Below are 14177 nucleotides of genomic sequence, written 5' to 3' on the forward strand. Positions count from 1 at the left end.
AAAGGGGAGTCCTGTCGCCGTTGCGGCAGGCCGCTACATGCCGCAGGCGGATTTCGCCCGGGCAAAGGCCGCCCGAAATCCGGCCAGCGAATACGTGTCGACCGTCAGCGTGCCGCGCGACGACCGGCCGGTCACGGTCAGGCGCGCGCGGTCGGACAGGTTCCTGACGATCTTCCGGTCTTCGGCCGCATCTTCGCCCCAGGCGCTGTCCGCGCTGGTGCGGAGCTTGAACGTCGCGCCGTTGTTGAATTTCAGCGTGGCGGCGATGCCGGCCTTGTAGCGGTAGCCGGCGCGGACCTCGACCTGCCCGCGCACCTTGTGCTTCGGCCAGAAGGAAACCAGCAGGCTGGTCTCGCCCCGGCGCTTGTATTTTCCCCGGCTCTGTTTCGGTATGGCGGCCGCATAGCAGACGGCTGCCCCCGCGGCCTTGGCCTTGTGGACTTCCCAGTCCTTGTATTTGGCGATGAAACTCTTCGGCGCGGGTTGCGCCGCGGCCGGCCCCTGCAGGGCCGCAATCGCCCCGGCGCCGATGCAGGCAATTGCGGCAGCATGCCGGCAGATCCTGGCCAACATTCCGGCGGGACTATCCCGATTCACCCAGCTTTTCCCGGTTTCGCTGCTTTCGCACCCATAGCGGCGGGCCGAATTCCGGCGGCGGCAGAGACTCCGCCGGCCCGCCCGGCATCTCCGGCCGACGCGCGAAGCGGCCCATCGACAGAAGCCGATCATACATCACGATCGCGCCGGCCAAAGCCACGTTCACGGAGAATTTGGTCGGGATCTTCACCACATGCGCGCACAACGCGGTGACTTCCGGCGAAAGACTCCCGCGTTCCGGCCCCAGGATATAGGCCGCCTGCGGCGGATGCGTGAAACTGGGCAGTTCGATCGCGCTCTCCGTCAGCTCGATGCCGACAAGGCTACATCCTGCGGGCAGGCGGATGTCCCGCCAGGACTCGAAATCGTGCAGCGGCACATGCGCCCAGCTTTTGGACGTATCGGATTTTCCGAGTTCGCTCCGGCTGCAGGCGGCATCGACGGTGAACAGAAAGCTGGCGCCGAAGGCGTGGGCGGTGCGAAACAGCGCGCCCGCATTCATGGCCTTCGAAACACCTTCCGCCCCGATGCCGAAATATCCGCGCATGGACAGTGATGTGGCCTGCCTCTATGAACCGGACAAGATGACATTGCGAAATTCGGGCCCGGTCTAACGCCCCCGGTCTCTCCTGGTCCCGCCCTGAGCCCATGACCGACGATCCGTCGCCCAATCCCGTACTGATCAACGTCACCCGCTCGGGCTTTCCGGAAAGCGTCCATCGCGGCGCCGTGTGCGTGATCGATGCGGACGGGGAAACCGTGCTCGCAGCGGGCGCGGTCGGACGGCCCGTCCTGCCGCGTTCGGCGATCAAGCCGCTTCAGGCGATCCCGTTCATCGAGGACGGCGCCGCGGATGTCTGGAAAGCCACCGGCGACGAAATCGCCCTGGCCTGCGCCTCCCACAGCGGCGATCCGATCCATGTGCGCACGGGGCGGCGCTGGCTGCACCGGCTGGACGTGCCCGAAGCGGCACTGGCCTGCGGGCCGCATCTGCCGCTCGGCCACATGTCGGGCGTCCGCATGGAGGCGAACGGCGAAGCCCCGACCCGGCTCCACAACAACTGCAGCGGCAAACATCTGGCGATGATCTCGGCGGCGCTCAATGGCGGCCAGCCCCTGGATGGATACGCAAGACCGGACCATCCCGTACAACGGCGCATCCGGGAAATTCTGTCCGAAATGACCGAAGCGGATCTGACCGTGGCGGCGCTGACCGTCGACGGCTGCGGCGCACCCTGCTGGGCCATCCCGCTGCACGCTATCGCGCGGGGGTTCGCCCGTTTTGCCGATACGCGCGGCCTGCCGGTACCGCGCCAGTCCGCCATCCGGCGGCTCAGGGTCGCCATCGCCAGCTATCCCGAACATGTCGCCGGAAGCGAACGGTTCGATACGGCTCTGATACGCCGGAAAGGCCACGGCCTTGTCGTCAAGACCGGCGCGGAAGGCGTCTATGCGGCGGCCCTGCCCTATTTCGGTCTCGGCGTTGCGCTGAAGATCGACGACGGGGCGCGCCGGGCTGCGGAGGTGGCGATGGCCGCCATCCTGCGCTATCTCGAACTGCTGGACGATGCGGACTGGGCCGCGCTTCGCCCTTATGTGGAGCCGCCGATCCGGAATGCCGCCGGCGAAATCGTCGGCAGTTTCGACATCGCGCCCGGCTGGCTGGGCAGACTCTGACAATCGATAAGGGGAAGATACGCCATGCGGGCAGTCGTTGTTCGGGAATGGACCGATCCGGAAAACCTGACGGTGGACTCGCTGCCGGTGCGCGATCCGGAAGCGGGCGAGGTGCGCATCGCCGTTCACGCCGCGGGCCTGAACTTTGCCGACACGCTGATCGTGGCCGGCAAATACCAGGAAAAACCGCCGTTCCCCTTCAGCCCGGGCATGGAGGCCGCCGGCGAGATCGAGGCCGTGGGCGCCGGCGTTACCGGCCTGAAGGAAGGCGACCGGGTCATGGCGCTGACCGGCCATGGCGGCTTTGCCGAACGCTGCGTCACGGAAGCGGGGCGGGTCCTGAAAATTCCCGACAGCATGGGTTTCGCCGACGCGGCCGCCTTCCCGGTCGCCTACGGCACGTCGCATCTCGCGCTGCGCCATCGCGGCGCGCTTCAACCGGGCGAAACCCTGCTGGTTCACGGCGCCGCCGGCGGCGTCGGACTGACGGCCGTCCAGATCGGCAAGGTTCTCGGGGCGCGCGTGATCGGCACGGCCCGGGGCGCCGAGAAACGCGCCATCGCCGAAGCCAACGGCGCCGACGCGACGATCGACTATTCCGAGGAGGATATCCGCAGCCGGGTCCTGGAGCTGACCGGCGGCAAGGGCGCCAACGTCATCTACGACCCGGTCGGCGGCGACGTGTTCGACGCCTCGCTGCGCTGCATCGCCTGGGAAGGCCGGCTGCTGGTCATCGGCTTTGCCGCCGGCCGCATTCCGCAGGCGCCGGCCAACTACCTGCTGCTCAAGAACGCCGCCGCCGTGGGGGTGTTCTGGGGCGCCTACATGAAGAACGATCCGCCGGTGATCCTGCGCGGCTTCGAGGAACTGCTCGGCTGGTACGCCGACGGCCTGCTGACGCCGCACATTTCCGCCACCTTCGGCCTGGAGGAAACCCCGGCCGCCATGGCCATGCTGCTGGCACGCAAATCGACCGGCAAGATCGTTATCGAGACAGGGCTTTCCTGACCGGCTAGAAACTGCCGGCGAACTCCTTGGCCCGTTCGGCAAACCGGTCGAGCGTCTCGCCGACCCGTGCGTTGACGGTATCGGCGCCGATCCCGGTCAATACCTCGATACCTTCGTCGATCGAGGCGACGGCGTGGACGCTGAACCTGCCTTCGGCGCAGGCATCCACGACGTCCCGGCGCAACATCAGGTTTTCGGCATTGGATCTCGGGATGAGCACGCCCTGCCTGCCCGTCAATCCGCGCGCCCGGCAGATATCGAAGAACCCCTCGATCTTCTCGTTCACCCCGCCGATCACCTGCACCTCGCCGAACTGGTTGACCGAACCCGTGACGGCGAAAGACTGCCGGACCGGGATGCCGCTCAAGGCCGAGAGCAGGGCATAGAGTTCCGTCGACGAAGCGCTGTCGCCGTCGACGCCGCCATAGGACTGCTCCATCACGAGACTCGCCGACATGGCGATCGGCCGGTCCTGCCCGAACCGCCGGCCGAGAAATCCCTGCAGAATGAGGATTCCCTTGGAATGGAGCGGGCCGCCCAGTTCGACCTGCCGCTCGATATCGATCACCTCGCCCTTGCCGAAGCGGACGCTGGCCGACACCCGGGACGGCTTGCCGAACGAGAACCCGCCGACCGTGAGCACGCTCAGGCCGTTGATCTGGCCGACCGCCTCGCCGTCGGTCGAAATCAGCACCGAATCGCGCTCGATCCGCTCGTACATCGTCTCGCGGATGCGGTCCGACCGGTAGATCCGCGCCTGGATGGCGGACCGGATGTCGTCCGCTGCGACGGCATCCCGGCCGTCGCGCCGCGCAGCATGCTCGCCTTCGCGCATGATGTCGTAGATTTCAGCCACCTGCGCCGACAGTTTGGTCCGGTCCGAGACCGAGCGGGCGGCATGCTCCAGCAGGCGGGCGACGGCCGGTGCGGCGAGCGGCAGCAAATTCTCGCGCTGCTGGATTCTGGCGATCAGGCGGGCGTAAAGCGCGGTATTTTCGGCCGTCCGGTCAAGATGGCCGGCAAACTCGACCGCCACCTTGAACAGGGCGGCAAAATCCGGGTCGCGCGCGGCCAGCGTGTAGTACAAGCCGGGTTCGCCGATCAGCAGGACCTTCACGCTCAGCGGTACCGGCTGGGGCTCGAGCGTCACCGTCGTCTGCTGGCCCATGAGCTGGGGCAGCGTGCCGATCCGGACCTCGCGGGCGATCAGGGCGCGTTTCAACTCCTCCCACGCCATCGGCTGCATCAGCAGCTTGCGCGCGTCGACGATCAGGAACCCGCCGTTGGCCCTGTGCAGCGCGCCCGGCTTGATCAGCGAGAAATCGGTGACCAGAGTCCCGAACCGGGCGGTGTGCTCCACCCGGCCGATCAGGTTGCCCAGCGCGGGCGCATCCTCGGTGACGACCGGCGCGCCGCCTGCCGGATCGTGCTGAACGACGACGTTGACGGCGTAGCGCCGGAAACCGGCGTTTTCGTCGCGGCCCGTCAGTTCGTTGGGCCGGCCGACCAGATCGGCGATCTGCCGGCCGCTTTCGCCTGCCGGCCGCTGCTCCTGCTGCGCCTTCAGGAAATCGAACACATTGTCGACGACATCGTCTTCGATCCGGCCGAGATAGGCGACGATTTCGGGCAGGTCCGAGAACGCGTCCGTGACTTCCTTGACGAGTACGGCAGTTACGTTGCGGGCGACTTCGCGGTTGAGCGTCCGCAGGGACGCGCGGGTCTCCTGCTCCCAGGCCGGATACTGGCGCATCACCTCCTGCAGCCTGGCCTGAAACCCCTCGACCAGCTTCTGGAAAGCCGCGCGCTGGTCTTCCGGCAGCGCGTCGAAGGCGTCCTGCTGCATCGGCTGGCCATCGGCCGCCGGCGCAAAGGCGAACCCCTGTTCGCCGCGAACGACGACGATATTCTGCGCGGCCGCTTCCTGCTGCAGCGCACCGAACGCAGCAGCCTGGCGATTGCGGAACGCCTGCTCCACGACATTCCGGCGCGCCTGATACTCGTCCGATTCGAAGGCGGCCGGGATGCCTGCCTTGAGTTCGCGCACCAGTTGTTCCATCGCCTCGCGAAACGGGCCGGCGCGCCCGGTCGGCAGTTTCAGCGCCGCCGGCCGGTGCGGCTCGTCGAAATTATGAACGTAGACCCAGTCCGGGGCCGGCGGGCGGCCGTTCGCGGCGCGGACGATATGGCTGCGCACGATGGAATGCTTGCCGGAACCCGGCGGGCCGAAGCAGAACAGGTTGTAGCCCCGCCGGTCGATCCCGACGCCGAATTCGAGCGCCGCCACCGCCCGCGGCTGACCGACGACATCCTCAATCGGCTCCAGTTCGGCCGTGGTCTCGAAACCGAGGGCTGCCGGATCGCAGGTCCAGCGCAGTTCTTCAGGCGTCAGGGGGTCGGTGGAGGCCATCTGGGGTCCTGTCCTGTTGCCGAAGTCCGGTTCCCGCGAGCGGGCAAACCGGCAGGCGTGCGGCGGGTCACCGGCAAGCCGCCTCGATCCGTTCCATATCGGCATCGGACAGGCCGAAATGGTGGCCGATCTCGTGGATCAGGACATGGCGGACGACGTCGACGAGCCGTTCCCCGGTATCTTTCGCATAGGCCGCAATCGGGCGGGCATAGAGAAAGACCCGGTCGGGCGTCGGCGCAACATATCCGGCTTCCTTCTCGCCCACGGCGATGCCGCTGTAGAGGCCGAGCAGATCCCAGCGCGTTGTGCAGCCCATACGCGCGAGCGTATCGGCGTCGGGAAAATCCTGGATCGTGATGACGACATTGTCGGCATATTGCCGGAATTCGGCGGGAAGCGCCGCATAGCACCGCTCCGCGATCGCCAGGATTTTCTCGTCCGGGTCGTCCGTCCCGGCCGCACGCTCAACCGCCCGCTCGACCGCCGGCGCGCCTTGCCGCGGCCGGTTCTGCGGTGTAACGACGGGTATTGCCCGGTTTCGGCGGGGCGTTATGCGGTCTCTTGCGGCCATAGCGCCGAGATAGGAAGCGCGGCGCGCCGCACAAGGCTTGGCCGGGTTCGGCCCGGTGTGGAAGGACGACCGCGGGAGGACGACGATGACGGAAAGGCTCACCGGCGCGCAGCGCGCCGAGGCGCTGGCGGGACTCGCCGGCTGGTCGGAGGTCGACGGCCGCGATGCGATTGCAAAGAGCTTCCGGTTCCGGGATTTCAACGAAGCCTTCGGCTTCATGGCGCGGGTCGCGCTCTATGCCGAGCGGGCGGACCATCATCCCGAATGGTTCAACGTGTACAACCGGGTCGAGATCACGCTGAGCACCCACGATGCCGGCGGCGTCAGCGAAAAGGATATCGCGCTCGCCCGCTTCATCGACGAAACCGCCGGATAAGCCCCGGCATATTCTCCTCACGCTTCCTTGCAGCGTTCCATCGTTTCGAGCAGGGCGCGGCGGATTCCGGGTTCCATCGCCGAATGGCCGGCATCCGGCACGACGACATAGGTGGCCTCGGGCCACGTCCGGGCGAGTTCGTCTGCCGTCACGATCGGGCACACCACATCGTAGCGGCCCTGGACGATGGTGCAGGGCAGATGGCGGAGCCCGGCGATGCCCTGCAACAGGTCGACGCCCTCCAGGAACATGGCATGCCGGAAATAATGCGCCTCGACCCGTGCGAGACCGAGCGCCATGCGATCCTGCTGGAAGGCCGTGACGGTGTCGGGGCTGGGCAGCAGCGTGGAGCAGGCGCCCTCATACGCGCTCCACGCCCGGGCGGCGGGCAGGTGGATCGCCGGATCGGGATCGGTCAGCCGCGCGAGATAGGCGGTCAGCAGGTCGCCGCGCTCGTCCGCCGGGACGAATTCGGCGAAGCGGCGATGGGCTTCCGGGAATATCCGCTTCATGCCGGTGAGGAACCAGTCCAGCTCGGTCCGGCGGCCGAGGAAAATTCCGCGCAGGACGAAACCGCGGCAGCGCGCCGGATGGGCCGCGCCATACGCCATTGCCAGGGCGCTGCCCCATGACCCGCCGAACAGCCACCAGGAATCGATGCCGAGCAACGCCCGCAGCTTCTCCATATCGGCAATCAGGTGTTGCGTCGTGTTGGCCTCAAGATGGCCCGGCGGCGTTGACCGGCCGGCGCCGCGCTGATCGAACAGGACGATCCGGTAGTGGGCGGGATCGAAATAGCGCCGGTGGGTCGGCGACGTGCCGGCGCCCGGCCCGCCATGCAGGAACACGACCGGGACACCGGCCGGGTTGCCCGATTGCTCCCAGTACATCCTGTGGCCATGATCGAGCGCGATGAAGCCGGTGTCGTAAGGTTCGATCGCCGGAAACAGCTCGGCCCGGGCAGTCGAAGCCGAATCGGAAACGGATCGGGAGACGGACGGATTGGCTTCGGCATGCATGACAGGGCGGCCGGCTTGCCGGCGATAGCGAAGACGCGAGGCGCATCTGTAGCCGAGCGTGGCGGCAAGGTCACCCGTTCCTTGCGCCGCGGCGCCGGACGGGCGGCGCTGTTCCTCTGTCTGCTGCCGGCCACGACGGCGGCGCACGCCGCAGCCGCGCCCGAGGCGCTGCAGCCGGCCGGCGAAGCCGGCGTCGTCGAGGTCATGAACGGCGCGGCGGTGCGGCTGGCATCGGGCGACACGGCGCGGCTGGCCGGCGTTGACGCGCCGCGCAGGGCCGGCCGCGGCGGCGGCCCCTGGCCCCATGCCGAAGCGGCGCGGCGGGCGCTTGCGGCCCTCGTCCTCGGCCGGCGGGTCCGCCTGTACCACGCCGGCCGCCGCATCGATCGCTACGGCCGCCTGATCGTCCATCTGTTCGTCGGGCCGCGCTGGGTCCAGGGCGAACTCGTATCCGCCGGCCATGTCCGGGTGCGCAGCTATGCCGGAAACCAGGCGCGCATCGCCGAGCTGCTGGCCCGGGAGGACAGGGCGCGCCGGGCCGGCCTCGGGCTATGGGCGCATCGGCGCTATGCCGTCCGAACGGCCGGTTCGGTGCGGCGCGACCTCGAATCCTGGCAGATTGTCGAGGGCATGGTGAAGGCCGTCGCCGCGTTCCGGAGCGTCACCTATCTGAATTTCGGCGACAACTGGCGGACCGACTTTACCGTGCGGATCGGCGCCCGCGCCCGCCGCCTGTTCCGGCGGGCCGGCTTCGACCTCCGGGCCCTGAAGGGCCGGACAATCCGTGTGCGCGGCTGGGTGCGCAGCCGGAACGGCCCGCTGATCGTCGCCACCCACCCGGAGCAGATCGAGCGGCTGCCGCCGGGGGATTAGCCCGCGTTATCCCGATTTCCTTTCCGCTTCGCTTGCGGTGTCGGCAGCCAGCCGCTCTGCGTCGCTGTCCGTCGGCACCCTGTCCGCCTCGCGGGCGCGCTTGCTGTAGATGAACCAGAGATTCCGGGCGTAGATCATCAGTCCGCCCGCCTGGCCGCAGATGATGACCGGATCGCGGCGCCAGATGGCGTAGGTCAGCAGCGTCATGCCGCCCAGAATACTGAAATACCAGAAGGCGATGGGAACGATGCTCTCCTTCGCCTTCTCGCTGACGAACCACTGGATGATGAAGCGGGCCGAGAACATGGCCTGCCCCAGGAAGCCGACCATCACCCAGATCAGCTCGCCGGACGTCTCGACGTTCATCAGGCCCTTGAGCGTTTCGAGAAATTCCATGGGGTAACGAGTCCTTCCTGCAGGGGGAACGGAACGACGCTGCCGGGACGGTGCCGCCGGCGCCAGACGGCACGGTGCCGCGCGAATGCCGCCCGCGAGAATCGAACCGGCGGCGACAAAGCGCCGGGATGGTGCGCCGCGGAAGCGGACCTATCCTGCGGCCCATGTTCCACCGCTTCGCCAACCCGGCCCGGTTCAACCGGATGGCCCGCGCCGTCTACCCCTGGAGCCTGGCGGCGACCCTGCTCTGCCTGGGCATCGGCATTCCCTGGGCGCTGGTCTTCGCGCCGGCCGATTACCAGCAGGGCGAGAGCGTGCGGATCATGTATGTCCATGTGCCGTCGGCCTGGATGGCGCTGTTCGTCTATCTCGTCGTGGCGGCGCTCAGCGCGGCCAGCCTGATCTGGCGCCATACGCTCGCCGATATCGTGGCCCAGGCCGCCTCGCCGATCGGCGCCTGCTTCACCGCGCTGGCGCTCGCCACCGGCTCGCTGTGGGGCAAGCCGATGTGGGGTGCCTGGTGGGTGTGGGACGCGCGGCTGACCTCGGTGCTGGTGCTGTTCTTCCTCTATCTCGGGCATATCGCGCTGGCCCGGGCCTTCGACGACCCGCAGCGCGGCGCCCGGGCGGCGGCGCTGCTCGCCGTCGTCGGGGTCGTCAACCTGCCGATCGTCAAGTTTTCCGTCGACTGGTGGAGCACGCTGCATCAGCCGGCGAGCATCCTCAAACTCTCAGGCCCGTCGATTCACAGCTCGATGCTGTGGCCGCTGCTGCTGACGATCGCCGGATTCATGGCCTATTTCGTGACGGTCCTGATCCTGCGCAGCCGGGCCGCCCTGCTGGCCCAGCGCCGGCGCGCCCTGCAACTGCGGCAGCTCGGCGCGCGATAAGGGTGCAGCGACCGACCGCCCTCCGCCCCGGGCCTTCGACATGAGCGCGGAAGACGCCACTGGGGAAATCCCGGCTTCCGATGTGCCGCGTCCTGCTATGGGCGCTGCGGTGGGCCGGCTGCTCGGCGGCGGCCTCCTGCTGCTGTGTACGGCGGTTCTCATTCATCAGTTCGCCGGCCTGCGCGCCGCCGCGCTCGCCTCCTCGATCTGCCTGGTCCTGTGCTACGCGATCGGCCTGGGCCTGACCGGCTGGCGCGAACGCGGCCTGCTGGCAGCCGCGGCCGCGATAACCGCGGCGGCGCTGCTCGCCGCGCCGGCGCCGGGTGCGCTGATCGAACAGTCGCTGCAGCGGGCCGCCTTTCTGGCCGCCTTCATGATCCTGATCGGGCTGCTGCGGGTCGGGGCCAGCCGGTCTTCGTCGGTGCTGGCGCTCGGCGACTACCTGACCCGGCAACCGCCCGGCCGGCGTTATCTCGCGGTTCACGCCGGAAGCCACATCATGGGCCTGCTCCTCAACTTCGGCACGCTCAGCCTGATCGGGCCGCTCATCATGCGCGGCGTGGAGGCGACGCGGGCCGACGAGCCCGCCGCCGCGGCAATCCGGGAACAGCGTCAGCTGTCGGCCCTGATCCGGGGCTTTTCCTGGGTCATCGCCTGGTCGCCGACGGCGGTGACCCAGGCGCTCATCCCGGTCGTCATCGTCGGCGCGGACCCGATCGCGCTGGCCGGAATGGGCGCGCTGGTTGCGGTGGCGATCCTGCCGCTGGGCTGGCTGAACGACCGCGCCGTGGGCCGGCGGGCGCGCCGTCGCCTGGCGCGCGACGGCCTGCTCCCGACCGGCATCCGCCGGACGTTCCCCCGCGCGGCGGCGGTCCGGTTCTCGCTGGTTTGCCTGGCGCTGATCGGCGGGTGCGTTCTGATCGTCCTGGCGTCGGGCGCGATCGTCATTGTCGGGCTGATGCTGATGGCCCCGCTCGTCACGCTGGCCTGGCTCTGGGTTCAGTCGCGGACGCCCCGAACCATCGGCGCGGCGCCGGCCCGGGGCGGCTCCTTCGCAGCGCGCATCGGCGAGGTTGCGACGGACTCGATACCCCGCAGCATGCCGGAAGCGCTGACCCTGTCCACCGGCGGCTATTGCGGGCTGATGCTGGCCGGCCTGCTCGATCCGGCGCAGATCGGCGAATGGCTGCAGCCGGGCCGGCTGCCGGCCGTGGCGATCTATCTGCTGGTCGTCGCCGCCGTGCCCCTGCTGTCGCAACTGGCCGTCCCGCCGATCATGACCGCGACCTTCTTCGGCAGCCTGCTGATCGGCCTTCCGGGCCTCGATCTCGATCCCACGCTGCTCGGCTTTGCTTTCGTCATGGGCTGGTGCCTCAACCTCACCGGTTCGCCTTTCGGGACCACGGCGCTGCTCCTGGGCCGTGCAACCGGCGTCAAGGAAACCGCAATGACCTGGCGCTGGAACGGCCTCTTCACCCTCGCGAGCTTTGCGGCGGTGACCGGCGCCGTTTTCCTGTTCAGCGCCTGAGGGACCGAGCCCGGCGCGCGCTTCGTTTGATCGACGGCGGCTGCGACACCAGATTGCGCAAAATTCTCGACCGGTCCGCTAGAAAGAAGGACATCGGCCCCGGAATTCCCCGATGGGGGCGCAGGGCAGGCGCCCGTCCCCGGTTCCGGCCATTTCGCTGCGAAGCGCAGGATTTGCATGATCGACAAAATCGCCCGTTCCGTGGCCGACGCCCTCGACGGCATCGAGGACGGTTCGACAGTGCTGGTCAGCGGCTTCGGCGAGGCCGGTGTGCCGAACGACCTGGTCGAAGGCCTGATCGAGCAGGGCGCCCGCGATCTCGTGCTGGTCAACAACAATGCCGGCGTCGGCCGCCACGGCATCGCGGCGCTCATGGCGGCGGGCCGGGTGCGCAAGATGATCTGCTCGTTCCCGCGCAGCGTGGGCAGCGTCGTCTTCCCGGAGCTGTACGCTGCCGGCAAGATCGAGCTTGAGGTCGTGCCCCAGGGGACGCTGAGCGAGCGGATCCGCGCCGGCGGCGCCGGCTTGGGCGGCTTCTACACGCCGACCGGAGTCGGCACGCAGGTCGCGGACGGCAAGGAGGTCCGGCGCATCGACGGCAAGGACTATCTGCTCGAAATGCCGATCCGCGGCGACGTCGCGCTGGTCAAAGCGCATGTCGCCGACCGCTTCGGCAACCTGACCTACCGCAAGGCGGCGCGCAACTACGGCCCGTCGATGGCCATGGCCGGCCGGCGCACCGTTGCCGAGATCGACGAAATCCACGGCGGCGGCGGGCTGGACCCCGAACGGATCGTCACCCCCGGCATCTTCGTCGACGCGGTCGTCAAGGTGGACCGATGAGCACGGCACAACCGCTGAGCCGGCCGCAGATCGCCTGGCGCATCGCCCAGGACATCCCGGACGGGGCCTATGTCAATCTGGGCATCGGCATGCCGGAAATGGTCGCGAACTACCTGCCCGACGACCGCGAGGTCATGCTGCACAGCGAGAACGGCATTCTCGGTCTCGGCCCGTCCCCGGCGGAGGGCGAAGAGGACTGGGACCTGATCAACGCCGGCAAGAAGCCGGTGACGCTGGTGGAAGGCGGTTCCTACTTCCACCATACCGACAGTTTCGCCATGGTCCGCGGCGGCCATCTCGACCTCTGCGTGCTCGGCGCCTACCAGGTCTCGGCCGAAGGCGACCTGGCGAACTGGTCGACCGGCGACGACAGCCGGCTGCCGGCGATCGGCGGCGCGATGGATCTCGCGATGGGCTCCCGCGGCATCTATGTGATGATGGAACTGTGCACCCGGCAGGGCGCGCCCAAGATCCTGGACCGGTGCACCTATCCGCTCACCGGGCAGCGCTGCGTCGACCGGATCTATTCCGACTATGCCGTGATCGACATCGCCGAAGACGGCCCGCTGGTGCGCGAGATGATCGACGGCATTGACCTCGCCGGCCTGCAGGACAAGGCCGAAGCGCGCCTGCGTCTCGCCGACGATTGGCGGATCCTGACGGCGCCGGTGTTATAGCTATAAATTCCTACATTCTTTTACGATCGTTCATTTACTAACTTGGTGCGTTAACCGCGGATTTCCGCCATTTTCTTGATCCGGGCGCGGAAAAGAACGACCGGTCTATCTACCGTGTTTTTTTGCACCTGTGTCCGTAACCGGGCGTTCGTGGCCCGCCGCAGCACCGACAGCCGATGCCGCAAATTGCCCCTCCATTGCCTCCCCGGACGGAGCGCAGCGACGATCCGGGGACCAGGAGCCTGCCCTGAGCCTGTCGAAGGGGCCACGGGCTGAGACTTTTCGGGGCGGCCCTGGGCCCCGGAACAAGTCCGGGGCGGCAATTCTGGTATTTCGAATATCCACTGACGGGCGGCCTTCCGAATTTCACCTGCTTCCTCTCGCCGTTGGGCGGAAATCCGGCACCGTATACCCAACGGCATAAACCTCTTTTGTGGCCGGACAGGCCGGCGTCCCGCTCATTTGTTCATATAATGTTCTACTACGCAGGAGTCAAGCCCTCCCGGCGCGATAACGCAACCGGCCGCCCGGTTGCCCGGGCGGCCGGCGCTTGGTTTCCACGATCGGGGCGGGAGAGGCGCTAGGCGGCCTTCTTGCCGATCGCCTTCGGGGAACCGGCGGACTTGATCGCGATGGTCCGCGGCTTCAGCGCTTCCGGGATTTCCCGGCGCAGGTCGATGACCAGCAGGCCGTTCTCGAGCGACGCGCCGTCGACCTGGATATGCTCGGCCAGATCGAAACGCCGCTCGAAGGCGCGGCCGGCGATGCCGCGGTGCAGATAGCGCGCGCCGTCTTCCTTGCCGCCGACGCGGCCTTCGACGAACAGCGTGTTTTCCTTCACCGTGACGGCGATATCCTCCTCGCCGAAGCCGGCGACCGCCATGACGATGCGGTAGGCGACGTCGGACAGCTTTTCGATATTGTAGGGCGGGTAGGACGCCGCGGCGCCGGCGTTGTCGTTCATCGCCGCTTCGAGCAGGCGCGAAACGCGGTCGAAACCGACGGTGGAGCGGAACAGGGGGGTAAAGTCGAGACGGGTCATTGCACATCCTCCTTCGAAGCAATGTGATCGGCCCCAAAAACCGAAAAGACGGGTTCGGGGCGCAGGGCCGCCGCCTTCATGGCCGGCAGCCGGGTTGACAGGCCCCGGACCCGCAATCGGCATCCGGAGCAGGGTGCATGTGGGGATTATCGGTCCGGCTTCAAGGGGTCCGAAAGAATTCGCCATGCTCTCGAATAATGGCGGGGCGGGCCCTGTATCCTTCCCCCTCTTCAGAGGATTTCTCTGCGAAAGGGGATTCTCAACCTGTCC

The 14177-nt window shown here is 67.9% G+C and carries 15 protein-coding genes; 8 read left to right on the forward strand and 7 right to left on the reverse strand.

The features are described from left to right. Positions 1-33 precede the first annotated feature (33 nt). On the reverse strand, positions 34-573 hold the full coding sequence (locus tag OXM58_02855; protein MDE0147286.1) for an invasion associated locus B family protein: 540 nt from the start codon (positions 571-573) through the stop codon (positions 34-36). A gap of 10 nt (positions 574-583) precedes the next feature. Beyond that, on the reverse strand, positions 584-1144 hold the full coding sequence (locus OXM58_02860; protein ID MDE0147287.1) for an RNA methyltransferase: 561 nt from the start codon (positions 1142-1144) through the stop codon (positions 584-586). Between the two features lie 101 nt (positions 1145-1245). On the opposite strand from OXM58_02860, the gene OXM58_02865 reads away from it, so the two are divergent. Together OXM58_02865 and OXM58_02870 are read left to right on the forward strand one after the other, a co-directional pair. After that, positions 1246-2274: an asparaginase gene (locus tag OXM58_02865; GenBank protein ID MDE0147288.1), complete on the forward strand. Its 1029-nt coding sequence runs from the start codon at positions 1246-1248 to the stop codon at positions 2272-2274. A gap of 24 nt (positions 2275-2298) precedes the next feature. After that, positions 2299-3282 carry an NADPH:quinone oxidoreductase family protein gene (locus tag OXM58_02870; GenBank protein ID MDE0147289.1) on the forward strand — a complete coding sequence of 328 codons (984 nt, stop codon included), beginning with the start codon at positions 2299-2301 and terminating at the stop codon, positions 3280-3282. 4 nt (positions 3283-3286) lie between these two features. Here OXM58_02870 and OXM58_02875 read toward each other — a convergent pair whose 3' ends face one another. Continuing rightward, positions 3287-5692, reverse strand: coding sequence for an ATP-binding protein (locus OXM58_02875; GenBank protein ID MDE0147290.1), 2406 nt, complete (start codon positions 5690-5692; stop codon positions 3287-3289). Positions 5693-5759: 67 nt separating this feature from the next. Further along, a complete protein-coding gene (locus OXM58_02880; GenBank protein MDE0147291.1) occupies positions 5760-6365 on the reverse strand; it encodes a metallopeptidase family protein in 606 nt (201 codons plus the stop codon). Between OXM58_02880 and OXM58_02885 the strand changes: the two genes are divergently transcribed. Then, a complete protein-coding gene (locus OXM58_02885) occupies positions 6349-6639 on the forward strand; it encodes a 4a-hydroxytetrahydrobiopterin dehydratase (protein ID MDE0147292.1) in 291 nt (96 codons plus the stop codon). The two genes, OXM58_02880 and OXM58_02885, sit on opposite strands and share 17 nt — an antisense overlap. A gap of 17 nt (positions 6640-6656) precedes the next feature. Here OXM58_02885 and pip read toward each other — a convergent pair whose 3' ends face one another. Next, positions 6657-7658: a prolyl aminopeptidase gene (gene pip, locus OXM58_02890; GenBank protein ID MDE0147293.1), complete on the reverse strand. Its 1002-nt coding sequence runs from the start codon at positions 7656-7658 to the stop codon at positions 6657-6659. On the opposite strand from pip, the gene OXM58_02895 reads away from it, so the two are divergent. Next, positions 7653-8531: a thermonuclease family protein gene (locus OXM58_02895; GenBank protein MDE0147294.1), complete on the forward strand. Its 879-nt coding sequence runs from the start codon at positions 7653-7655 to the stop codon at positions 8529-8531. The genes pip and OXM58_02895 overlap by 6 nt on opposite strands. A gap of 6 nt (positions 8532-8537) precedes the next feature. Here OXM58_02895 and OXM58_02900 read toward each other — a convergent pair whose 3' ends face one another. Next, the gene (locus OXM58_02900; protein ID MDE0147295.1) at positions 8538-8927 is read right to left on the reverse strand and encodes a lipid-A-disaccharide synthase N-terminal domain-containing protein; all 390 of its coding nucleotides are present in this window, start codon (positions 8925-8927) and stop codon (positions 8538-8540) included. A gap of 164 nt (positions 8928-9091) precedes the next feature. Here OXM58_02900 and OXM58_02905 point away from each other — a divergent pair, with 164 nt between their 5' ends. From OXM58_02905 to OXM58_02920, 4 genes are all read left to right on the forward strand, one after another. Next, a complete protein-coding gene (locus tag OXM58_02905) occupies positions 9092-9817 on the forward strand; it encodes a heme ABC transporter permease (protein MDE0147296.1) in 726 nt (241 codons plus the stop codon). Positions 9818-9857: 40 nt separating this feature from the next. Further along, positions 9858-11345, forward strand: a complete 1488-nt coding sequence (locus OXM58_02910; GenBank protein MDE0147297.1) for a hypothetical protein — start codon at positions 9858-9860, stop codon at positions 11343-11345. A gap of 177 nt (positions 11346-11522) precedes the next feature. Then, the gene (locus OXM58_02915) at positions 11523-12188 is read left to right on the forward strand and encodes a 3-oxoacid CoA-transferase subunit A (GenBank protein MDE0147298.1); all 666 of its coding nucleotides are present in this window, start codon (positions 11523-11525) and stop codon (positions 12186-12188) included. Next, positions 12185-12865: a 3-oxoacid CoA-transferase subunit B gene (locus OXM58_02920; GenBank protein ID MDE0147299.1), complete on the forward strand. Its 681-nt coding sequence runs from the start codon at positions 12185-12187 to the stop codon at positions 12863-12865. The genes OXM58_02915 and OXM58_02920 overlap by 4 nt, the downstream gene beginning before the upstream one ends. A gap of 580 nt (positions 12866-13445) precedes the next feature. On the opposite strand, the gene OXM58_02925 is transcribed toward OXM58_02920, so the two are convergent. Further along, a complete protein-coding gene (locus OXM58_02925) occupies positions 13446-13907 on the reverse strand; it encodes an Hsp20 family protein (GenBank protein ID MDE0147300.1) in 462 nt (153 codons plus the stop codon). Between the last annotated feature and the right edge of the window lie 270 nt (positions 13908-14177).

Source organism: Rhodospirillaceae bacterium, assembly GCA_028819475.1.
Classification (GTDB): domain Bacteria; phylum Pseudomonadota; class Alphaproteobacteria; order Bin65; family Bin65; genus Bin65.